Raw genomic sequence first — 21504 nt, 5'->3', positions numbered from 1 at the left:
TCACAAAACCTCAGCGCAGGCCGGCAATGTAGTCGGACACTGCCTTGATTTCCCGGTCGTTGAGCTTGGCAGCCACCTGGGTCATCTGGTGGCTGTTGGCACGCGAGCCGTCGCGGAACATCTTCAGCTGCGATGCCGTGTAGTCGGCATGCTGACCCGACAGGCGGGGGTACTGGGCCGGAATGCCGGCGCCGTTGGGGCTGTGGCAGCCGGCGCAGGCGGCGATCTGGCGGTCTGCAATGCCACCGCGGTAAATACGCTCACCCAGGGCCACGAGATCCTTGTCAGAAGAAAAACCCGCCTTGGCTGGCTTGGAGGCCGCCCAGTAGGCAATGTTCTTCATGTCTTCGTCGGTCAGCATCGACGCAAAGCCCGCCATGATGGCGTTGTTGCGCTTGCCAGACTTGAATTCCTGCAACTGCTTGACCAGATATTCCGGGTGCTGCTGTGCCAGCTTCGGATTGGCCGCAATGGTGGAATTACCATCCGCAGCGTGGCATGCCACGCACACCGCGGTGAAGCTGGCCTCGCCTTTGACCAGGTCGGGCTTGGCCGCCTTGGTCGGCGCCGCAGGGGCCGCGCCCGCAGAAAAAGCCGGGAGAGCGGGTGCTGCCAGTGCGGCAGCCATCAGCATAGAGGCGAGAAACTTCATATCGAGGGTCTGTATTTAAGTCCGCAAAACCTCGCGATTCTACAATGAGGCTCCAACGCATCCCAACTTTCCATGACGACACCCTCCACCGCGCCAATAGCTGGCTCACTTCCGCCCGCACCCGACGCCAAAATCGCCATGGGCTGGATGCACACCGCCAGGTTCCTGACCACGGCTGCGCAGCTGCACCATCTGCCCCCCATCGACGTGCCCGAGATCGCCTTCGTGGGCCGCTCCAACGCGGGCAAATCCACCTGCATCAACACGCTCACCCAGCAAAAGCAGCTGGCCTTTGCCTCCAAGAAACCCGGGCGCACCCAGCACATCAACCTGTTCTCGCTGGGCAAGCAGGGCGTGACCGATGCCGTGCTGGCCGACCTGCCCGGCTACGGCTATGCCGCCGTGTCGCGCTCGGACAAGGTGCGCTGGCAGCAGGTGATGGTCAATTACCTGGTCAGCCGCCCCGGGCTCACCGGCATCGTGCTGCTGTGCGATCCGCGCCTGGGCCTGACCGAGCTGGACGAAGCATTGCTCGAAGTGGTGCGCCCGCGTGTGGAAGAAGGCCTGAAGTTCCTCATCGTGCTGACCAAGGCCGACAAGCTTACCCGCGCCGAGCAGGCCAAGGTGCTGTCGATTACGCGACTGAATGCGGGCGGCGGAGAGGTCAAGATGTTCTCGGCCCTCAAGAAGCAAGGTGTGGACGAGGTGGCACAACTGCTGTGGCAATGGGCACACCCGGTGTTGCCAGCGCCCGTGGCCGCAGATGATGCCCCCGAGCCCGCCCCCGAAACCCCCGAGGATTCTCACCCAAACTAGGCACTGGCGCTTATGCATCAAGCGGCAGAAGCTACTGAATGCATAGCATCATGATTTCTACCCGGGACATCTCCCTGCCGCATGGCACCACCCTGCAATGCCGCGTGAGCGGCGTGGCGGGCCGCCCGGTGCTGCTGTTTCTGCACGGCTTCCCCGAGGGAGCCTTCATCTGGGACGAACTGCTGCTGCACTTTTCCCGCCCCGAAAATGGCGGCTACCGCTGCGTGGCCCCCTGTCTGCGCGGCTTCGGCGCATCGAGCCGTCCAACGGAAGTGGCCGCCTACTGCGCCAAGCACCTGGTGCAGGACCTGGTGGCGCTGATCGCCGCCGAATGCCCTGGCGCCGTGCTGGAATGCCTGGTGGCCCACGACTGGGGCGGCGCGGTGGCCTGGAACCTCGCCAACCAGCAGCCGCAGCACATGAAGCGGCTGGCCATCCTCAACTCCCCGCACCCGGGTGCCTTTCTGCGCGAGCTGCAGCACAACCCGGCGCAGCAGGCGGCCAGCCAGTACATGCACTTCCTGTGCAGGCCCGATGCCGAGGCGCTGCTGGCCGAAAACGGCTTCCGCCGCCTGTTCGCCTTTTTCAACACGTCCGATGGCCGCGCCCCCGCCTGGCTGACCGACACCGTGCGCGCCCAGTACCGCGCCCTGTGGCAACAGGGCCTGACCGGCGCCTGCAACTACTACCGCGCCAGCCCGCTGCGCCCGCCGCGACAGACGGAAGATGGGTGCGACCCGGGCGCCCAGGCCATCACCCTGCCCGATGCCATGCTGGCGGTGACCGTGCCCACGCTGGTCCTGTGGGGCATGGACGACCCCGCCCTGCTGCCAGGCCTGCTCGACGGCCTGCCCGGCTGGGTGCCGCAGCTGCAGCTGCGGCGGGTGGAAGGGGCAACGCACTGGATCGTGCATGAGCACCCCGAGCGCGTCGCCATGGAGCTGCAGCGCTTCTTGCAATCCAAACAATAGCCGCCAGCGCTTTTCACATAAGCGCTGCAAGCCTTTTTGTTCATATTCTCGATCAGGGCGCAGACCCGCCCAATGACGTTGACGGGGCGCCCCCAACCGGCGGCTGGAGCCGCGGGCCATACGCGTCAGTACACCGATGGCTCGCCCGGCGGCCGCGTCTTGAAGCGCTTGTGCACCCAGTAATACTGGCCAGGCATGGTGTCGATGTAGCTTTGCAGGCGCAGATTCATCTGCGCCGTGTCGGCTTCCACATCGTCGGACGGATAGCCCTCCCAGGCGGGGGTGATCTCGGCCACGTAGCCGGTGGGCGTGAGCCGCGTGTACATGCCCACCACCTTGGCCCGCCCCAGGCGTGCAAACCTCGGCAGCGAAGGCACGGTGGCGGCCCGCACGCCATAGAACGGCACAAAGATCGACTCGTTGGGGCCGAAGTCCATGTCGGGCAGCAGGTACAGCAGCCCGCCCTTGCGCAGGTTGGAAATGATCGGTTTGACCCCGTCGGCCCGGTTGAGCATGCGCACATCACCAAAACGCTGGCGCCCCGCCATGAACCAGGCGTCCACGGCCGGGTCGGGGTGGGTCGAAAAGATCGACGTGAACGCGCGCTGGGTGCGCAAGGGCAATGCCAGTCCACCGGCGTCCATGCCCAAGAAATGCGGCGCAAAGATGATGGTGGGCGTGTCGCCGTCGAGCTCGTGCAGCGCGCCCTGCAGCTTCACGCGCTCCAGCACCACCTCGCGCGGCGCGGCCCACAGCCAGCTGCGGTCCAGCCAGGTCTGGCTGAACACGACAAAGACCTCGCGCGCCCAGCGGCGCCGCTGCGCCGCCGGCGCATCCGGAAAACACAGCGCCAGATTGCGCAGCGCCACCTTGCGGCGCGGCACGGCCAGCAGGTACAGCAACTGGCCAAGGCACCAGCCCATAGCGCGCAGCGCAGGCAAGGGCACATGCGCCAGCACCCGCATGAACCACACACCCAGGCGCCCGCTCATGCGACGCCCCCGGCAGCTTCAGCGCGCGGCTGCTTGTAGCGGGCATAGCCCCACAGGTATTGCTCGGGACACTGGCGGATGAGATGTTCCATGGCCTGGTTGATTTGCAAGACGGCATCCTCCAGCCGCTCGTCCAGCGGCGCTGACAAAGGCTCGAAGCGGGTGACGAAACCACGGCCCCAGGGCAGGCGCTCGCAACGCGCCAGCACCACGGCCGCACCGGTCTGCTGGGCCAGGCGCACGGCCAGCGTCATGGTGTAGGCGTCGCGGCCAAAAACGGGCGACCAGACGCCCTGGCCATCGGGTGGCACCTGGTCCGGCAGCAGGCCCACGGCCTCGCCACGGCGCAGCGCCTTGATCATCTGGCGCACGCCCGCCAGCGTGGTGGGCACCGCCAGCATGCCGGGGCGATTGCGCGCAGTCTCCATCACCGTGGCCAGCCAGGGCTGGCGCGCCGGCCGGTAGAGCACCGTGATGGGGCCGCGCACAGCGCTCCAGTGGCGTGCCGCGGCCTGGGCGGACAGCTCAAAACAGCCCTGGTGGGGCGTCAGGAACACAATGCCGCGTCCGGCTGCATAGGCCTGCTCCACACAGGCCTCGCCCACCAGCCGACAAGGAAGGGGAGCACCCAGCCACAGCCGCGGCAACTCTGCCACCATGCGGCCCGCATGGGCCACGGCGGCGCGCACCGCGCCGAATGAATACCCGGCCAGCGCCGAGTTCGCAAGAAAGCGGCGCCGGTAGGAGGGAGACGCGCAAAAAGCCACCCAGCCCATGGCTGCACCCATGACATGCAGCAACCACAGTGGAAATACGGAAAAGAATCGGAAGACGACAGGCATTAAAATAGACAGGTCGCTGAGTTAAATGAGCAACTTGCAGGGCGACGTTAAAAAAATCTGCTAAAGCGTTCGCCAAAGCTCCTTCGGGGTCAGGGCGGCGCCCTAAATGCCGAAGCACTGGAGTTTATTCAAATGGCGAACGACTTTCTTTTTACCTCGGAATCCGTCTCCGAAGGCCACCCCGACAAGGTGGCCGACCAGATCTCGGACGCGATCCTCGATGCGATCTTCCAACAAGACCCCCGCAGCCGCGTCGCCGCTGAAACGCTGACCAACACCGGCCTCGTCGTGCTGGCGGGCGAGATCACCACCAACGCCCATGTGGACTACATCCAGGTGGCGCGCGACACCATCAAGCGCATCGGCTACGACAACACCGACTACGGCATCGATTACAAGGGCTGCGCCGTGCTCGTGGCCTACGACAAGCAATCCAACGACATCGCCCAGGGCGTGGACCATGCCAGCGACGACCACCTGAACACCGGTGCCGGCGACCAGGGCCTGATGTTCGGCTACGCCTGCGACGAGACGCCCGAGCTGATGCCCGCGCCGATCTACTACGCGCACCGCCTGGTGGAGCGCCAGGCCCAGCTGCGCAAGGACGGCCGCCTGCCTTTTTTGCGCCCTGACGCCAAGAGCCAGGTCACGATGCGCTACGTGGACGGCAAGCCCCACAGCATCGACACCGTGGTGCTCTCCACCCAGCACCACCCCGACCAGTCGGAAACCGCCACCAAGATGAAGCAGAGCTTCATCGACGCCGTGATCGAGGAAATCATCAAGCCCGTGCTGCCTGCGGACTGGCTGCAGAACACGCGCTACCTGATCAACCCCACGGGCCGCTTTGTCATCGGCGGCCCGCAAGGCGACTGCGGTCTCACGGGCCGCAAGATCATCGTGGACACCTACGGCGGCGCCTGCCCGCATGGCGGCGGCGCCTTCAGCGGCAAGGACCCGACAAAGGTGGACCGCTCGGCCGCCTATGCCGCGCGCTACGTGGCCAAGAACATCGTGGCGGCCGGACTGGCCAAGCAGTGCCAGATCCAGGTGGCCTACGCCATCGGCGTGGCCGAGCCCATGAACATCACGGTCTACACCGAAGGCACGGGCGTGATCCCGGACGAGCGCATTGCCGCGCTGGTCAAGGAACACTTCGACCTGCGCCCCAAGGGCATCATCCAGATGCTGGACCTGCTGCGCCCCATCTACGAAAAGACCGCCGCCTACGGCCACTTCGGCCGCGAAGAACCCGAGTTCAGCTGGGAACGTACGGACAAGGCGGCTGCACTGCGCGCAGCTGCGGGCCTGTAAGGCCCTCGCGCACAGCGCGCTTGGCCGGCTTTCGGCACAGGCTCACATCGCGCGGCGATGTGAGCACAGACCCAAGACCGCCAACCGCGTTTGCCGCTCACCCTTGCCTCACCCGGCAATTGCTATCACATGAAGAGCGCCAGGTGCTTGCAGATGAAGCACCTCGGACACTCCATGGTGGAAAATCTAGCGCAGGGCGCTATTGCTTTTGATGCAGCCCAGTCCGCCTTGCGCCAGAACAGACCGGAGACCCATGTTCGACACCACCATCTACATCGGGCGCTTTGAACCCGTTCACAACGGCCACATGGCCTTGCTGCAGCGTGCGCTCGACAGCGCCGGCAACGTGATCGTGGTGATGGGTTCGGCCTGGCAGGCGCGTTCGCCCAAGAACCCTTTCACCTGCGACGAACGCGCCGGCATGATGCTGGCTGCCCTGCCCGCAGCCAACCGGTCCCGCGTGCAGGCGCTGCCGATGCGCGACTACTACAACGAGGCCCTGTGGGTGCAGGCGGTGCGCAAGGGCGTGGCCCCGATCGCCGCCGCGGATGCCCGCATCGGCGTGGTCGGCCACTTCAAGGATGCGACCAGCAGCTACCTGAGCGCCTTTCCAGGCTGGGAGTTGATCCACGTCGAGCGCCAGGGCCGCATCGATGCCACGGCCATCCGCGATGCCTACTTCGGCGCCACGCCCGGCACCGTGCGGGCCGCCTTGAACAACCTGGCCGCCCAGATGCCCGCGAGCACGCTGGATTTTCTGGAGCGCTTTGCACAGACCACCGACTACCCCGCGCTGCAGCAAGAGTGGCGCATGCTGCGTGGCTACCGCGAGGCCTGGGCTGCAGCCCCCTACCCGCCGGTGTTCGTCACGGTGGATGCCGTGCTGCGCTGCCAGAACCATGTGCTGCTGATCCGCCGCGCCCACGCCCCCGGCAAGGGCCTGCGGGCGGTGCCGGGTGGATTCATCGAGCAGCGCGAGACCGTGTGGCAATCCTGTCTGCGCGAGCTGGCCGAGGAAACCCATTGCGAACTCCCCGAAGCCCGCATGCGCGCGGCGCTGCAGTCGGTGGCGGTGTTCGACCACCCCGACCGCAGCCAGCGCGGCCGCACCATCACCCATGCGCACTATTTCGACCTGGGCGATGCGCCGTTTCCGGCCGTGCGGGCCGACGACGATGCCATGCAGGTGGAGTGGGTCGATATCGAAAAGCTGGCCGCGCTGGAAGAAGAGTTCTTTGAGGACCACTTCCACATGCTGGACCACTTTCTGGAACTGACTACTCCACCGTGACGCTCTTGGCCAGGCTGCGCGGCTTGTGCCGCCGCATAACTTCGCTACGCGAAGTGAGCGGCGTCAAACCCCAGAAACCTTGGTGAACTGACCTTGCCCTCGTTCCGTGTAGCTCTTAGCCCACGTTTACGCGGCTTTTTTACGCTGTACCTCGTACCAGCGTTGCTCGAACTGCTTCGGACGGAGATCGCCCAGAGACGAATGCAGCCTGCCGTGATTGTAGAAAGCCATCCAGTCCATCACAGCCTGTTTGGCCTGCTCTCTGGTGGCGAATTTGTGGCCATGCACACTGGCGTTTTTCAGTCGACCCCAGAAGCTCTCGGTCGGCGCGTTGTCCCAGCAGTTGCCCTTGCGGCTCATCGATGAGCGCATGCCCCAGCCCTTCAAGGCATCCTGCATCTCATGGCTGCAATACTGGCTGCCACGGTCGCTGTGGAATATCAGGCCTGGCTCTGGGCGACGGCGCCACCACGCCATGGCCAGTGCATCCTTGACCAGGCTGGCCTGCATGTGCGGCTGCAGGCTCCAGCCCACCACCTGGCGACTGAACAGGTCGATGACCACAGCCAGGTACAGCCAGCCCTCGTCGGTGGCGATGTAGGTGATGTCGCCACTCCACAGCTGGTTAAGGATTTATCCGTAAATTAAGTAAACTCCAAACCTGAGCCGACCTTCACTCGGCGCAGGACAGACAGATGGCCAAGGCCCATGCCCATTCGTGGGAAGTGACGGATGAATTCTGGGCCCGGGTAGAGCCCCTGGTGCCGCAGCCAGTGCGCGACCCGAACAAGCAATACCTGCGCAGTGCGGGAGCGGGGCGCCCACCCAAGGCGCCGCGATTGGTCTTCGAGGCCATCGTGTACGTCCTGAGGACGGGCTGCCAATGGAAGGCATTGCCAGCCGAACGCTTTGGCAGTGCCAGCGCGGTGCACCAGCGATTCATGCAATGGTCCAGGGCCGGGTTCTTCGAGGCACTGTGGAAGGCAGGCCTTGCTGAATACGACGACCTCGAAGGCATTGCCTGGCGCTGGCAGAGCATCGACGGAGCGATGTTCAAGGCACCGCTGGCGCAAGAGGCAGTGGGCCCCAATCCGACGGATCGGGAGAAAAAACGGCAGCAAGCGCCATCTGCTGGTGGACGGGCGTGGCGTCCCGTTGTCCCTCGTCGTGACGGGAGCCAACGCGCACGACGTGACGCAAATTGAGGCCGTGCTCGATGCCATCGTGGTCCAACGTCCGACTCCCAAGCAGCGTCGATCCAAACATCTGTGCGCCGATGCGGGCTATCGGGGCAAAGGCGCCATGGCCGTGATCCTTGCCCATGGCTATATCCCGCATGTGGTCAGTCGCAAGAGCGAAGCGGCGCAGAAAAAGCGAGAGCCAAAGAAGAAGGCCCGCCGCTGGGTGGTCGAGGCCTGTCATGGCTGGTTCAACCGATTCAGGAAACTATTGGTGCGCTACGAAAAGCTCGAACACACCTTCCTGGCGCTCAACCACCTTGCTGCGGCCATCATCGCTCTGCGCAAGATTGAGCTACCAGTCAATGTTATTTACGGATAAATACTAAGTACCTCGGGATTGAAGCGCCGCTGCACCAGGTCTGGTGCCACCGGCAAGCTGTGCTTGCTGTCGGTGGTGACCACGAACTTGCACTTAGTCCTGGCCCGGATGCCGTGCTGCTGCATGAGCTTGCGCACCCTGTCTTTGCCCACCCGGATGCCACGGGCCAGCAGTTCCTTGTGCATGCGCGGCCAGCCGTATTCGCCCTTGACCTGTGCGTGGATGGCACGGATGTGGGCCAGCACGGCCTCGTCGCTGTGGCGAGCGCCAGGCCTGCCAGCCATGCCCTTGGGGCGGCGCAGCCAGTTAAAGTAGCCGCTGGCGCTGACCTCCAGCACGCCACACGAGATGCTCACCGGGTACTGGCTCCTCATTTGGTGAATCCAGGCGTACCTCGCAGCGTGTCCTGCGCGAAGTACGCCGCGGCTTTTTTTGCGATGTCACGCTCCATGCGAAGCCGAGCCACCTCAGCGCGCAAGCGCGCTATCTCCATCTGCTCGGGCGAGACCTTCATCGCCTTGTCAGCGTCACCGACGCCGCTCAATGGCCTCTTGGCCGCCAGCCTCACCCAGTTGCCTAGACTGGCCTTGGGGATGCCCAGCACCTTGGCCACCAACGCAATAGCCTGACCCGCGCGTACCTGCCGCACAGCCTCCAACTTGAATTCTTGCGTGTACTGCGCACGCACCTGCTTTGCCGTCATCTCTTGACTCCTTGTCGGTATTTTCAACAAGGCCAAGAACTCCACTGTTCAGGGGCAAGGTCACAGGCACTGGCGCTGTTCGATGCGTACCAGGCTCGTATCGCGGACTGCGATAAGCAGATCGAGAACTCGTTGCAAGTGCTGAACGCGGACAGACCGCAATTGGAGACCCCGCTCCCTGCTGCGTGGACGAAGACAAAACAGGCCAATACACCCAAGTTCGATGTGCGGTCGATGCTGTACCAATTAACCGGCACTGACCTGACCTTGATCCACGGCATCGGGCCAAGTATCGCGTTGTCGCTGGTGGCAGAGTGCGGCACTGACATGAGCAAGTGGCCCACTGAAAAGCACTTCGCATCATGGTTGTGCCTGTCGCCGGGATGCAAGATCAGCGGCGGAAAAGTGCTTTCTGCGCGGACCCGTAAAAGCTCCAACCGCTTGGCATCACAGTTGCGCCTCGCCGCGTCCAATGTCGGGCGCACCGAAACTGCACTCGGAGCGTTCTATCGACGGCTGGCGGCGCGTATCGGCAAAGCCAAGGCCGTGACGGCTACAGCTCGCAAGCTCGCCATTCTCTTTTACCGAACGATGCGCTTCGGTATGCGATACGAAGATCCTGGCGTCGATCAATACGAGCAGCGATATCGCGAACGCGTCGTCAAGCAGTTACAGCGACGTGCCGCTCACTTTGGTTTCTCATTGCAACCGACCGAGGCGGGTGTTTCTTAGGAAGCCGCCGCGTACTTTGCCAGACAGTCCGGGTGAGGTACGCGTTCATCCAGCGCCATGCGCAGGAATACAGCGTGCGGCGCATGTGCAATGTGATGCAGGTCCATCCGAACTCACGAAGGCTGGCTGTACCTGGCGGTTGTGGTCGATCTGTTCTCGCGCCAAGTAGTGGGCTGGTCCATGGGCAGCCGCATTGACACGAGCCTGGTCCTCGATGCACTGCTGATGGCACTGTGGCGCCGACAGCCGCATGCGCCGGTCATGGTTCATTCCGATCAGGGCTGCCAGTTCACCAGCCACGAGTGGCAAACCTTCCTGCGCGAGCACAACCTGGTCAGCAGCATGAGCCGGCGTGGCAACTGCCACGACAACGCTGTGGCCGAGAGCTTCTTCCAGTTGCTCAAGCGCGAACGCATCCGCCGGCGGATCTATACAACCCGTGACGATGCGCGATCAGACGTCTTCAACTACATCGAAATGTTCTACAACTCCCAGCGCCATCATTCGTCGGCGGCAGGACTATCACCTGTAGAGTTCGAGCAGCGACATTCCCAACGGCTCAAAGTGTCTAGATAAGCCGGGGCTATTCAACGGCACACAGTGATCCGCTGCGCAGAATTCAAAGTGGCCTGCTTGTTCTAGTCAGGCGAGTATGGCAATGACGTGGTTGGCACGTTGTCGGGGGTTGGCTTTCTCACACCCCTGCCGGCGACATCAGAATGACACCTCGTAGGATCACCACGCCGCCAGCCACCAGCATGAACACCTGCACGAAGCGGCGGATGGACTGCACCGGCAGCCGGTGGCGACTGTAAGATCCCAGGAACACGCCCAGCAGGCTGGCGGGCAGCAGCCAAAGGGCCAGGGGCAGCAGACCTTCCTGCAGAAACAACCCGCCCATCACAAATGACAACAGGCGGACCACCGAGCTGAGGAAGATCACGGCCGAGATGGTCGCGCGAAACGTTTCCTGGTCGGCCAGGCGGCGGGCTAGGTAGATGGTGTAGATCGGTCCACCGGTGCCGAACAGGGCGCTGAACACCCCGCCCACGGTGCCGGCCGGCGCGGCCCAGCCCGCGTGCAGGGGGCGAAACGCCGCGCCGAGGTTGCGCAGGTTGCGCCAGGAAATGATCACGATGAAAACGCCCAGGCCCACCAGCAGCCAGCCGCTGTGGAAGTGCACCAGCATGGTGGCACCCAGGCCCACACCGATGAGCATGAAGGGGAATATCTGCGCGGTGTCGCGCCAGGACAGGCGCCGCCAGGTGCGCAAACCCACGAGCGAGGTCGCCACCAGGTCGAGCAGCACCATCATCGGCACCGCGAATTTCAGGGGCACCACCAGCACCAGCACGGGCATGGCCATCATGGCCGCGCCAAAGCCAGTGAGGCCGAACACCGTGTAGGCCAGTACGACGGCGCAAACAGCCCACCAATAGTCAACTGTGCTCACGAGAGCCCCTCCCGAAGGCCCGGCGAGGCCGGGCGGCTGGCGAAAGAGGCGGCTAGGGCCAAGGGCCCGGGCCGCCCCGACGGCTCAGTTGGCCGTGATCTTGCGCACCGCCACCAGCTCTTTCCAGCGGGCGGACTCGCGGTTGATGTCATCGGTGAGCTGAGTCGGACCCACCACCGAGGACAGCATGCCTTGCTCGGCCAGGTAGCGCTTCATGCCGGGCTGCTCCATGGCCTGCTGAATGTCGGCGTAGACCTTGGCGGTGAGGGCCTTGGGCATGCCGGCGGGGGCCACCAGCGCGAACCAACCGGTGAACTCGAAGTTGGGCAGGCCGGCCTCGGCCACGGTGGGCACATCGGGCATGAGACCCGAGCGCTCGCGCCCGGTCACGGCCAGCGCCTTCACCCGGCCGCTCTTGAGCAGCGGCGAAATGGCGTTGATGTTGCCCACGGCCATCTGCACCGCGCCGCCCATCAGGTCGGCGTAGGCAGGGCCTTCGCCCTTGTAGGGCACGTGGGTTACGTCGATACCGCTGGCCTGCGCGAAGGCCTCGCCGGCGATGTGCACCTGGCTGCCGTTGCCGGCCGAGGCCATATTGAGCTTACCCGGGTTGGCCTTGGCGTAGGCCATGAATTCCTTGAAGTTGTTGACGGGCAGGGCGCTGTTTATCGTGACCACCATGGGGCCGCTGGCGGTCTTGCCGATCAGCTCGAAGCTCTGCAGACTATAGGGCAGCTTGGCGTAGAGGTGGGGGTTGACGGTGAACATGCTGCCCGAGGCCAGCAGCAGGGTGTAGCCGTCGGCCGGGGCTTTGGCCACCAGTTCGGCGGCCACCGCGCCACCTGCGCCCGTGCGGTTGTCGATAATCACCGATTGCTTCCAGATCTTGCCCAGTTCATTGCCCAAGCCGCGGCCCAGCAGATCGGTGGCGCCACCTGAAGAGAAGGGAATCACCACCCGAACCGGCTTGTTGGGCCAGTCGCCCGACTGGGCCTGTGCCGCTGGCCACGCCACGGCCATGCCTATGCCTACCATGGCCAGCCATTTCAGGCCTGCTCGCCGCTTCGCCAAGACTGGCTCTTCAAGGACTTTGGTGCGGTTCTTCTTCAGGTGATTCATGCATGTCTCCTGGGGTGGGGGTTGCCCAGCCCTGGCCGGCGTTTGTCGCTCTTTGTGCCAGGGTCCGGGATGGGCCGTCATGCGCTCATGACGATGGGGCTCGGCGGCGCGCGCGCGGGGCCGCGACGCTGAGTGAAGGGGCAGCGCGCGCCGAGACTTCCCGCAGGGCCTCCAGCAAGAGCTGCGACAAATGCAGGCGCGGGTTGTCGCGCGGCACCAGCAGACCTAGGCGGCGGGTCAGCGGCGGGGAACCGAAGGGCAAGGTCCGGATGGACGAGGGGAACTCGTGGCGCACCCCGCGCGAGGGCACCACCGAGCTGCCCAGGCCGTTGGCCACCATGGCGATCACGCCCTCCAGGGTGTCAATCTCCATCACCGAGCGCACCGCGATCTGTCGGCGCAAGATTTCCTGCTGCACTAGGTTGCCCACGCGAGCGGCGCGGTTGAAGCGCACATAAGGCGTGGACTCCAGCACCTGCTGATCGGTGTCGCCTTCGGTGTCGCGGTGGGTGATCACTACGCAGGGCTCGTCGGCAAAGGGAAAGAACTCCAGCTCGCTGCGCGGCGTTTCGGGTTCGGTGACCACGGCCACGTCGATCTGGCGGTGGTAAACGGCCTTCTCCAGATCGTGGGTGAGCCCGGTGGTGAGGTGGATGTCAATGCCCTGCCCTTGCTGGTGCAGGCGCTTGAGCGCCAGGGGCAACACGCCGGCCACGCTGGTGTGCACCGCGCCCAGCTTGAGCAGGCCCACAGAGGCGTCGCGCTTGAGCGCGGCACTCATGCTCTCCCAGTGGGCGATCAGCTCGCGCGCCCGGGCCACCAGCACCAGGCCACTGTCGGTGAGCACGGGCGGGCGGCGGCTACGGTCAAAGATCTGGATGCCCAGCTCTTCCTCCAGCGAGCGCATCTGCAGGCTGACGGCAGACAGCGACAGACCGATGGCATTGCCGGCCTCGGCAAAGCTGCCGCGGTCTGCAATGGCGATGAGGGTATAGAGCGTTTTGACATCCATGATTTGGGGCTCGTGGGTGGATGAAATGCCGCGTATTAGAGCCCCAACAAGCGGCAGGCGTTGCCACCCATCACCTTGGCCAGGTTCTCGGACTTGATGGGCAAGCGCTCGAACCAGGTCTTGTAGTCCTTGACCGGACAGAACGGGAAGGAACTGGCGTAGAGCATGCGGTCGGCCAGGAAGCTGTCGGCCGCCTTCACGTATTCCTCCCAGCCGGGCATGCGCGAGAAGTACATGTCGGGCGAGAGGTAGAGGTTGGGGCGGCGGAAGGCGATGTGCAGGATCTCGTTCACCCAGGGCCAGCCGCCGTGCGCCACCACCACCTTGAGCTGGGGGAAGTCGGCCAGCACGCGGTCGGTGCGGATGGGGTCGGAGTAGCTCAGGTCGGGGCCGGCGGTGCCCCCCACCATCATGATCACCGGCACACCCACGTCTTCGCAGTGCGCATAGATGGGGTAAAGGCGGCGGTCGTCGGCGTACATGGGCACGGGGTAGGAGCCCGGCTCAATATTGATGAGCTTGAAGCCGTCGCGCAGCGCCTGGTCGATGGTGGCGCAAGCGCCTTTGCGCGAGGTGGGGTCGATGGAGGCCGCACCGATGAAGCGGCCCGGGTGCTCGGCCACGATGCGCTGCACGTCGGCATTGGGCACGCTGCCCAGGGTGCCGGCCAGGCGGCCCACCACCACGCCCTTATGCACGCCGGCGGCGTCCATCTCTTGCAGCAGCAGGTCCATCGACTGCTGCTGCGCCGCGGGCGAGGGCTCGAAGCCCACGGTGCGGGTGAAGCCGTCGCGCCGTTCGCCGGCCGAGTACATCAGGGTGTCCAGAAAGCCGCCCACTGGCGGTCGAAGACGAAAATCCACAATCATGGCGGGTCCTTCGGGCGCAGAGGCCTCACATCACTTCGTTCTTGCGGTTGTCGGTTTCGCCGTAGCGGTGCAAGGCCGGCGGCTTGAGGCCGGCGTAGAGCTTCTCGATGCCGGCGTTGATCTCTTCGCCGTGTAGAGCGAACAGCGAGTTGCCCTGCACGTCGCTCTCCACGATGAAGGGGCCGAAGTTCTCCACCTCAAACATCCACATCGCCTGGGCAATGCCCAGCTCGTCAATCCAGTGCGCCGCGCGCACGCCCTTGATTCCGCGCCCGAGCAAAGCGCCGGTGCCGTAGCCCACCGTGGTGAGGTACACCGCGCCGCGCGGGGCGAGCACGGTCTTGTAGTCATCGGCGGGCATGCCACCTTTGCCGATGATGATTCGCGCGCCGCTGCGGTCGATCCAGGGACCCAACCACTTAGAGAAGCGGAAGCTGGCCGTGGCGGTGACCGCCCCCACGTTGAAGCTGCCCTTGCCATCTTCGGCTGCAGCCGGTGAGCAATGGAAGTTCACGTTGCTGATCTCGGCCAGGTTCTCCACCGGCATGGGCAGGCCCTGGTCGAGTACCTTCTTGTAGACCCCCTCGCGGGCGGTGTAGACCACCCCGGTGAGATACACCGCCGCACCCAGTTCGAGCTTGGCAATGTCCTCTGGCTGAGCAGGCAACTGAAGGTGAAACACCTTCATCTCGTCGTCGTTGGTGCGGTCTACCATTGCACTGTCTCCCGGCGCATGTAAGGGGTGAACCACTGCGGGTCCGTGCGGTACTCGATCGATCCGTCCGGGTGAATGCGGGCGGTGGCGCGCCGCGAGGACAGACAGAAGGTGTGAAGGCTGATGGGCATGCCGCCGGTGTGCGTGTAGCCCACCTCGATGTGGCAATCCACCACCATCTGCGAGCCCACGAAACCCATGGCGCCCATGCCGATCGAGTTGCCCAGCCTCTTCAGTTCCAGCTCCAGCTCGGCGATCTTGGGGTCGGGGTTGCGGTCGCCCACGGTGCGCAGGCAGGCAGCCTGCTTGCCCAGCTGCATGCAGGTGTCTTTCGAGCCGCCCAGGCCGATGCCCACGATGGCGGGCTGGCAGGCCAGGCCGCGCTTGCCGAAGGCGATTAGCGTGTCCAGCACGAAGCGCTTGATGCCGTCGATGCCATCACCCGGGAACAGCATGCGGTAGTCGGTGCCGAAGAGGCCGCCCTTGTGCACGGTGGTGATGTCGATCCAGTCGGCCTCGGGCTCAAAGGACCACTCAATCTCGGGCGCGTTGATGCCCACGTTGTTGTTGTGATCGGTGCGCCACAGCGGGTGCACGCGGTTCGGGCGCAACGGGATGGCGGTGGTGGCATCGGCCGTGGCCTTGCGCAGCGCGTGCTCCACTGCGATGAAGCCCGACTCGACCATGGCGTGGTTGCCCACCTTCACGTAGTAGCGCGGCACGCCGGTGTCGGCGCACATGGGGCGACGGTCCTGACTGGCGGCGTCCCAGTTGTCCTGCATGGCGTGGATCACGAAGCGCGCGAGCTTGCCGGTCTCGGCCTTCTCCGAGACCTTGATGCCTTGCTTGTAGTCCTCGGGAATGTCGATGGCCGCGCGCTTCATGATCTCCAGCGCCGCTTCCTGCACTTTCTGAATGGGTATCTGCTTCATGGGGCTTTCTCAGTTCGCGACCTGGACTGGCGGGCTGCCCGCCTCGCCCGAGATCAGGGATTCGCCGGGGCGCACGATGTCAAACGACACCGGCACCATCTCCAGCGAGAGGTCTTCGCCATCGGCGCTCACGCGGGTGTAGCAACTGGTATGCAGGTCACCCGCCTCGGGGAAGTCTTCGCGGTAGTGCGCACCGCGGCTGTTATCGCGGGCCAGGGCCGAGACGGTGATGACGCGCGAGATATCCACCAGGCTCTCGACGTTGAGCCAGTCGTGCCAGGTGAGGTTGAAGCGGCGGTCGCCATCGGGCACGCCCATGTCGCGCAGCGCGCTGCGATACGTGCCCACGGTAGCCAGGCCGCGCTCCATCGCGGCGCGGTTGCGCAGCACGCCCACGTCGTCCCACATGGTTTGCGACAACGCCTCGCGCAGGTCGTGAATGGCACCGGCCGGGCGCGAGAAGGGGTACTCGGCCCTGGCCACGCCTTGCTGGATGACACGGGCGTCGGGGTCGCGCCAGCGCCCTTCCCTGGCCACGAAGTCCGCCATCGAGTCACCGGCAATGCCCCCGAACACCGTGCTGTTGGCCACGCCGTTGCCGCCCAGGCGGTTGGCGCCGTGCACGCCGCCGCAGTCTTCACCGGCGGCGTACAGGCCCGGCGAGGCGGTGGAGCCGTCGATGTTGAACTCCACCCCTCCCATCAGGTAGTGCGCTGTGGGCACCACCTCCACGCGGCCACCGGCCAGGTCGAAGCCGCAGTCGCTGCAGCGGTTGACCATGCCCGGGAAGGACTTTGCCACCTTCTCGGGGCCGAGGTGGCTCATCTGGATGTAGATGCCACCCATAGGGCCAGTGCGCCCAGCGCGCATCTCGGCGTAGATGCCACGGCTCACCACGTCGCGCGTGGCGCGCTCGCCGCGGGCGTCGTAGTTCGTCATGAAGCGATCTCCCTCACCGTTGATGAGGTAGCCACCCGCGCCGCGCAGGCCCTCCTCCAGCACGGTGCCAGTCATGCGCGTGTTGGCGCCCCCCAGCAGACCGGTGGGATGGAACTGCACCATCTCCATGTCGCGCACCTTCAGGCCGTAGCGCAAAGCCATGGCGATGCCGTCGCAGGTCTTGTCGCCCGAAGGCGTGTGGTAGCGGTACATGGTGGGGCCGCCGCCCGTGCCCAGCAGCACGGCCTTGGCCTGCACGAAGCGGTAGACGCCGCTGCGCATGTCGATGAACAGCACGCCCGCAATGCCCGAGCCGTCGGCGGCGGGCACCAGCTCGATGGCGCGGTGCTCCTCCAACTCTTCCACGTCCAGCGCGCGCACCTGCTCCATAAGCCGATTGATGATCTCGATGCCGGTGAGATCAGCCTTGTGCACCGTGCGGTCAAAGCTCTGGCCGGCAAACGCTTTCTGGTGCAGCGTGCCATCCGGGTTGCGGTCAAAGAAGCAGCCGATCTCGTTCTCCAGTTCGCGCACCCGCTCGATCGCGCCCTCCACCAGCCGCCAGGCCAAGTCTTGGCGGGGCAGCCACTTGCCGCCTTCAATGGTGTCCATGAAGTGGCGCTCCACCGAATCGCCGGACGACAAGGCCACGTTGTAGCCACCCTGTACCATGCGCGTGCATCCGCACTTGCCCAGCAGGCCCTTCACGGCCACAGTCACCTTCAGCGCGGGGTTGGCCTTCTTCGCGTGCAGCGCCGCGAACAGACCGGCCCCCCCGGTGCCCAGGATGAGGATGTCGGTTTTGTGGTTTTCAATTTGCATTCAAACAACTCCTGCCAGGAAGACCAGGCCAACGACCAGAGACACCAGGACACTCGGCACGATCCACGACAGCCGGGCATCGCGCGTCGAGCTCCAGGGCAAGAGCTCCATGGCCAGCAGGCGCAGGCCAAAGCCCAGGTGCACCGTCAACAGCAGCACCAAGCCCCACTCGCCGAACTTCACAGCGGGCATCTCGGAAAACTTCAGGAATCCATCGAGGCGCTGCGCGCCTTCCAGGGCCATGCCCAGCACATAGAAGTGCACCGGCAGGAACAGCCCCAGCAGCAGGCCGGACACGCGGTGTCCGATGAAGGCCCAGTAGGCCCTGTGGCGACGGGGCGAGTTCATGCGGCCAACCCTCCCACGGCCACCACTGCGCGCAGACCCAAGCCAAGCAGCAGCAGGCCCAGCACCAGCGCCACGGCACCGGCAGCGCCGCGCCCAAGGCGCAGCCACTCGATCAGGATGTTGCGCATGCCAATCGGCACGTGCACCGCAACGCACAGCACGAACAGGCCGTAGAAGCCGATCCACCAGGCGTTGCCTTGGGTGCGGGCCAGGATCTCCGAGGCCGTGAGTCCGCCGCGCACCGCGTACAGAATCACCGCCAGGTGGCCCAGCACCAGGGGAGCCATGAGCATTGCCGTGAGACGCTGCAGAACGAACAAGCGTTGCTCCACGTCAGTCCCCCTTGAAGAAGCTCAGCAGCGCGTTTTTCTTCAGGCCCGCAATGCTGCCGGTGGGGCTCAGGCTCACCGGGCAGTGCGTCATACAACTGCCCTGGCTGTGGCACGAATTGCAGCCGCTGCCCGAGGTGGCCTGGCGCAGCACGCCCTTGGGGTCGGCGTGGCGCTCATCATTGAACAGGGTCCAGGCGCGGTTCAGTGCGGCGGGCCCCAGGTATTCCTTGTCCCAAGCCACCACGTCGCACGCGGCGTAGCACACGCCGCAGTTAATGCACTCGATGGCCGCATCGGCCAGCTTGCGCTTCTTGCTCTGCGGCGACACGTTGGCCGGCGGGTCGTGGCGCGTGGCCGTGCCCTTGAACTCATTGCCCGCCTTCTTCCACTTGTCGAAGAACTCGCTCATGTCCACGACCAGGTCTTTGATGCGCGGCATGTTGCGAAGCGGCTCGATGACGATGACGCCATCTTCCTCCACGCGGCTGACGTGGGTGCGGCAAGTCCAGCGTGGCTTGCCATTGACCGTCATCGCGCACGAACCGCACACGCCCACGCGGCAGGCGAAGCGGTACGACAGGGTGGGCTCCAGCGATCGCTGCACCTCGGTCACCACGTCGAGCACCGTCTGGTTCTCGCGCCAGGGCACCGAGTAGGTCACGAAATCGCCCTCGCTTTCACCGCGATAGATCTTCACCGTCAGCGTGCGCTGGGGCGTGTCTGGCTTGGTTTCCATGTGTCTCCTCGTTGAGGCGGGCCGCTGCGACCAGCGCCGGTTTCGGGTATGGAGCGCAGTTTATATGTCGATTTTATTTTTATCAAGATTTTTTTTGTTTTGTTTTTATAAAGTTAAAGGCAGAACTCTGACCGAGACAGCAGCGGCAAACGGGCGCACGAAAGGCCGGGCCCTCAGCCATTAGCCGGGCCCTGCTCCTAGTTGGGGTAAAGGGGAAGAATCAGCCCGCGTCGCGCGAGCGCTCGGGCTCGCCCGACTGGGCCTTGGCCCAGGCCTGGCAATGCGCTAGGAAGGCCTGTGCGGTGCTGCCCACCGGCTTGTCGCGGTGGGTGACGATGGCCAGCGTGCGGCGCAGCTTGGGCAGGCGCGTGGGCACCTGCGCCAGCCAGCCGTAGGCCACGGCGTCCTGCACCGCGTGCCACGAGAGGCAGCCCAAGCCCAGGCCCGAGGCCACCGCCCGCTTCACCGCTTCGTTGCTGCCCAGCTCCAGCCCCACCGAGAACTGCCCCAGTGCGGGAATGAGGAAACGGTCGGCCGCCTCGCGGGTGCCCGAGCCGGCCTCGCGCATGATCCAGGTGGCGCGCGCCAGGCGCTCGTTGGACACCGCACCCACCCCCCAGGCCACGCCAGGCGCCGACACCACCACCAGCTCGTCCTCCAGCCAGTGCTCCACGCGCAGGCTGGGGTGCGTGTGCGAGCCCTCGATGAAGCCCAGGTCGGCCTGCATGCTAGCCACCGACTCCAGCACCGCGCGGGTATTGGCCACGTCAAGCTGCACCTGCGCGCTCGGGTGCAACCCCTTCCACCCGGCGATCAGGGTGGGCATGAGGTACTCGCCGATGGTGAAACTGGCCGCCACCCGCAAGGGCACCACCGCGGCCGCATCGAACAAGGCCTCGATCTCCAGCGCCTTGTCCAGCAAGGCCGCGGCGCGCGGCAGCAGCAAGCGCCCGTTCTCGTTGAGCACCAGCCGGCGCGCCACCCGGTCGAACAGCGCCACGCCCAGGCTGGCCTCCAGCTCGGCCAGGGCCACGCTGGTGGCCGACTGCGAGCGCGCCACCTTGTCCGCCGCGGCGCGGGTAGAGCCCGAGGTGGCGGTGGCCACGAAGGTTTCCAGCTGGCGCAGCGTCAGGCGAAGCCGATGAATCCTGGTGTCTGACATGGAGGGTCTCCGAGTGGGGGTTGGCGGCAACAGGTCTTGCCCGCTAGGCCAGCCACAGCCCAGTTGATCGTATTTTTGAATCATGCAAATTTAAATTGTTCGATTTTTATATTCACGCAATCTACCTATCATGACCGGCAAACGAAGCACCAAGGAGACACGATGCAAGCAGCGCCCCGCGCCATGTGGGTTCAGGCACAGGCCATCTGGCCAGGCTTGGCCCTCTGCAGTGTGGTGGGCCTTGCGGCCGGTTTCCTCTCTGAACACTACGGCGGCCCGCAACTGCTCTACGCCCTGTTGCTGGGCATGGCGCTGAACTTTCTCTCCAGTCACGAAAGCCTGACGCCGGGCATCGTGTTCACCTCGAAAACGCTGCTGCGCGTGGGCGTTGCCCTGCTGGGCGCACGCATCACGGTGGACCAGATCGCGCAGCTGGGCTGGCAGACCGGCATGGTCGTAGCGCTGGGCGTGGTGAGCACCATTGCCTGCGGTCTGTTGCTCGCCCGTCTGCTGCGCCGTCCCAACGACGAGGGCTGGATCTCGGGTGTGTCGGTGGCGATCTGCGGTGCCTCAGCAGCACTGGCCATCTCCGCCGCCTTGCCCCAGACGCACGAGAACGAGCGCCACACGCTGCTCACCGTGATGGGTGTGACGCTGCTGTCCACCATCGCCATGGTCTTGTACCCGCTAGTGCTGAGCCTGCTCGACGTCACCGGCGTGCCCGCCGGCATCTTCCTTGGCGCCACCATTCATGACGTGGCCCAGGTGGTGGCCGCCGGCACTATGCTCGGACCTGAAGCACGCGACTCGGCCACCATCGTCAAGCTGTTCCGCGTAGCCATGCTGGCCCCGGTGGTGGTGGTGATCTCCATCATCGCCAGCCGTGGCGCCAGGGCCGCCGGTTCGGGCCGCCCCCCCATCGTGCCGGGCTTTCTGGTGGGCTTCATCGCCTTGGTGGCCCTGGGCTCGCTGGGCCTCACCACCTCAACCCTCACCCAGGCCGCCACCGACGGCTCGCGCGCCCTGCTGGTGGCCGCCATCGCGGGCGCGGCCATGCGCACTCGCCTACAAGACCTGGCTCTGGTGGGCTGGCGCCCGGTGGCCATGCTGGTGGGCGAAACGGTCTTCCTCGCCCTGCTGGTGCTGGCCACCCTGCTCTGGCTTTGAGCGCGAAGGCGCGCCCCAATGGATG

21 protein-coding genes and 3 pseudogenes are annotated in these 21504 nt (G+C 65.1%); 8 read left to right on the top strand and 16 right to left on the bottom strand.

What is annotated here, in order from left to right; translation table 11 throughout:
* Nucleotides 1-10: 10 nt before the first annotated feature.
* On the bottom strand, nucleotides 11-652 hold the full coding sequence (locus AC1RDS_RS14575) for a c-type cytochrome (protein WP_026437109.1): 642 nt from the start codon (nucleotides 650-652) through the stop codon (nucleotides 11-13).
* A 72-nt stretch (nucleotides 653-724) separates the two neighbouring features.
* Here AC1RDS_RS14575 and yihA point away from each other — a divergent pair, with 72 nt between their 5' ends.
* Nucleotides 725-1468: a ribosome biogenesis GTP-binding protein YihA/YsxC gene (gene yihA, locus AC1RDS_RS14570; protein ID WP_026437108.1), complete on the top strand. Its 744-nt coding sequence runs from the start codon at nucleotides 725-727 to the stop codon at nucleotides 1466-1468.
* A gap of 50 nt (nucleotides 1469-1518) precedes the next feature.
* Nucleotides 1519-2439 (top strand): alpha/beta fold hydrolase, encoded by a 921-nt coding sequence (locus tag AC1RDS_RS14565; RefSeq protein WP_026437107.1) that lies wholly within the window; start codon nucleotides 1519-1521, stop codon nucleotides 2437-2439.
* 125 nt (nucleotides 2440-2564) lie between these two features.
* Here AC1RDS_RS14565 and AC1RDS_RS14560 read toward each other — a convergent pair whose 3' ends face one another.
* Nucleotides 2565-3431 carry a lysophospholipid acyltransferase family protein gene (locus tag AC1RDS_RS14560; protein ID WP_026437106.1) on the bottom strand — a complete coding sequence of 289 codons (867 nt, stop codon included), beginning with the start codon at nucleotides 3429-3431 and terminating at the stop codon, nucleotides 2565-2567.
* A complete protein-coding gene (locus tag AC1RDS_RS14555; protein WP_026437105.1) occupies nucleotides 3428-4273 on the bottom strand; it encodes a lysophospholipid acyltransferase family protein in 846 nt (281 codons plus the stop codon). Before AC1RDS_RS14555 ends, AC1RDS_RS14560 begins: the two co-directional genes overlap by 4 nt.
* A 132-nt stretch (nucleotides 4274-4405) precedes the next feature.
* On the opposite strand from AC1RDS_RS14555, the gene metK reads away from it, so the two are divergent.
* Nucleotides 4406-5587: a methionine adenosyltransferase gene (gene metK / locus AC1RDS_RS14550; RefSeq protein WP_026437104.1), complete on the top strand. Its 1182-nt coding sequence runs from the start codon at nucleotides 4406-4408 to the stop codon at nucleotides 5585-5587.
* Nucleotides 5588-5840: 253 nt separating this feature from the next.
* Nucleotides 5841-6878, top strand: a complete 1038-nt coding sequence (locus tag AC1RDS_RS14545; protein WP_026437103.1) for a bifunctional nicotinamide-nucleotide adenylyltransferase/Nudix hydroxylase — start codon at nucleotides 5841-5843, stop codon at nucleotides 6876-6878.
* 126 nt (nucleotides 6879-7004) lie between these two features.
* Here the strand turns inward: AC1RDS_RS14545 and AC1RDS_RS14540 are convergent.
* A pseudogene (locus tag AC1RDS_RS14540) lies at nucleotides 7005-7505 on the bottom strand (IS3 family transposase); the annotation flags it as partial.
* Nucleotides 7506-7573: 68 nt separating this feature from the next.
* Here AC1RDS_RS14540 and AC1RDS_RS14535 point away from each other — a divergent pair.
* Nucleotides 7574-8438, top strand: a protein-coding gene (locus tag AC1RDS_RS14535; RefSeq protein WP_155885285.1) for an IS5 family transposase whose coding sequence is annotated in 2 segments (ribosomal slippage) — nucleotides 7574-7980 and nucleotides 7979-8438 — 867 coding nt in all. Because the reading frame shifts where the segments join, the coding sequence is not laid out codon by codon here.
* Between the two features lie 14 nt (nucleotides 8439-8452).
* Here the strand turns inward: AC1RDS_RS14535 and AC1RDS_RS14530 are convergent.
* Nucleotides 8453-9141: pseudogene (locus tag AC1RDS_RS14530) on the bottom strand (IS3 family transposase); the annotation flags it as partial.
* A gap of 138 nt (nucleotides 9142-9279) precedes the next feature.
* On the opposite strand from AC1RDS_RS14530, the gene AC1RDS_RS14525 reads away from it, so the two are divergent.
* Complete coding sequence (locus tag AC1RDS_RS14525; RefSeq protein ID WP_238323243.1) at nucleotides 9280-9873, top strand: transposase; 594 nt, start codon at nucleotides 9280-9282, stop codon at nucleotides 9871-9873.
* A gap of 105 nt (nucleotides 9874-9978) precedes the next feature.
* Nucleotides 9979-10449, top strand: a pseudogene (locus tag AC1RDS_RS14520) (IS3 family transposase); the annotation flags it as partial.
* 118 nt (nucleotides 10450-10567) lie between these two features.
* Here the strand turns inward: AC1RDS_RS14520 and AC1RDS_RS14515 are convergent.
* The 11 genes from AC1RDS_RS14515 to AC1RDS_RS14465 form a co-directional block, all read right to left on the bottom strand.
* The gene (locus AC1RDS_RS14515) at nucleotides 10568-11326 is read right to left on the bottom strand and encodes a sulfite exporter TauE/SafE family protein (protein ID WP_034713422.1); all 759 of its coding nucleotides are present in this window, start codon (nucleotides 11324-11326) and stop codon (nucleotides 10568-10570) included.
* 84 nt (nucleotides 11327-11410) lie between these two features.
* Nucleotides 11411-12445 carry a Bug family tripartite tricarboxylate transporter substrate binding protein gene (locus AC1RDS_RS14510; protein WP_348682511.1) on the bottom strand — a complete coding sequence of 345 codons (1035 nt, stop codon included), beginning with the start codon at nucleotides 12443-12445 and terminating at the stop codon, nucleotides 11411-11413.
* 85 nt (nucleotides 12446-12530) lie between these two features.
* The gene (locus tag AC1RDS_RS14505) at nucleotides 12531-13457 is read right to left on the bottom strand and encodes a LysR family transcriptional regulator (protein WP_348682513.1); all 927 of its coding nucleotides are present in this window, start codon (nucleotides 13455-13457) and stop codon (nucleotides 12531-12533) included.
* 35 nt (nucleotides 13458-13492) lie between these two features.
* Nucleotides 13493-14326: an amidohydrolase family protein gene (locus tag AC1RDS_RS14500; protein ID WP_348682514.1), complete on the bottom strand. Its 834-nt coding sequence runs from the start codon at nucleotides 14324-14326 to the stop codon at nucleotides 13493-13495.
* A 25-nt stretch (nucleotides 14327-14351) separates the two neighbouring features.
* A complete protein-coding gene (locus AC1RDS_RS14495; RefSeq protein ID WP_348682515.1) occupies nucleotides 14352-15041 on the bottom strand; it encodes a fumarate hydratase C-terminal domain-containing protein in 690 nt (229 codons plus the stop codon).
* The gene (locus AC1RDS_RS14490; protein WP_348682516.1) at nucleotides 15035-15973 is read right to left on the bottom strand and encodes a fumarate hydratase; all 939 of its coding nucleotides are present in this window, start codon (nucleotides 15971-15973) and stop codon (nucleotides 15035-15037) included. The genes AC1RDS_RS14495 and AC1RDS_RS14490 overlap by 7 nt, the downstream gene beginning before the upstream one ends.
* A 9-nt stretch (nucleotides 15974-15982) precedes the next feature.
* On the bottom strand, nucleotides 15983-17734 hold the full coding sequence (locus AC1RDS_RS14485) for an L-aspartate oxidase (RefSeq protein ID WP_348682517.1): 1752 nt from the start codon (nucleotides 17732-17734) through the stop codon (nucleotides 15983-15985).
* Nucleotides 17735-18082 (bottom strand): succinate dehydrogenase, cytochrome b556 subunit, encoded by a 348-nt coding sequence (gene sdhC / locus AC1RDS_RS14480; protein WP_348682518.1) that lies wholly within the window; start codon nucleotides 18080-18082, stop codon nucleotides 17735-17737.
* Entirely contained in the window at nucleotides 18079-18414 is a 336-nt protein-coding gene (locus AC1RDS_RS14475; protein ID WP_348682519.1) for a succinate dehydrogenase, read from the bottom strand. The genes sdhC and AC1RDS_RS14475 overlap by 4 nt, the downstream gene beginning before the upstream one ends.
* 1 nt (nucleotide 18415) lies before the next feature.
* A complete protein-coding gene (locus tag AC1RDS_RS14470) occupies nucleotides 18416-19150 on the bottom strand; it encodes a succinate dehydrogenase/fumarate reductase iron-sulfur subunit (protein ID WP_026437780.1) in 735 nt (244 codons plus the stop codon).
* Between the two features lie 220 nt (nucleotides 19151-19370).
* Nucleotides 19371-20312 carry a LysR family transcriptional regulator gene (locus AC1RDS_RS14465; RefSeq protein ID WP_034713417.1) on the bottom strand — a complete coding sequence of 314 codons (942 nt, stop codon included), beginning with the start codon at nucleotides 20310-20312 and terminating at the stop codon, nucleotides 19371-19373.
* 162 nt (nucleotides 20313-20474) lie between these two features.
* Here AC1RDS_RS14465 and AC1RDS_RS14460 point away from each other — a divergent pair, with 162 nt between their 5' ends.
* Nucleotides 20475-21479 carry a YeiH family protein gene (locus AC1RDS_RS14460; RefSeq protein WP_051249085.1) on the top strand — a complete coding sequence of 335 codons (1005 nt, stop codon included), beginning with the start codon at nucleotides 20475-20477 and terminating at the stop codon, nucleotides 21477-21479.
* Nucleotides 21480-21504 lie beyond the last annotated feature (25 nt).

It is taken from the genome of Acidovorax sp. GW823-FHT02H02, assembly GCF_058797075.1.
The sequence above is the reverse complement of the archived record's forward strand: the minus strand, read 5'-3'. Positions and strand labels throughout refer to the sequence as shown.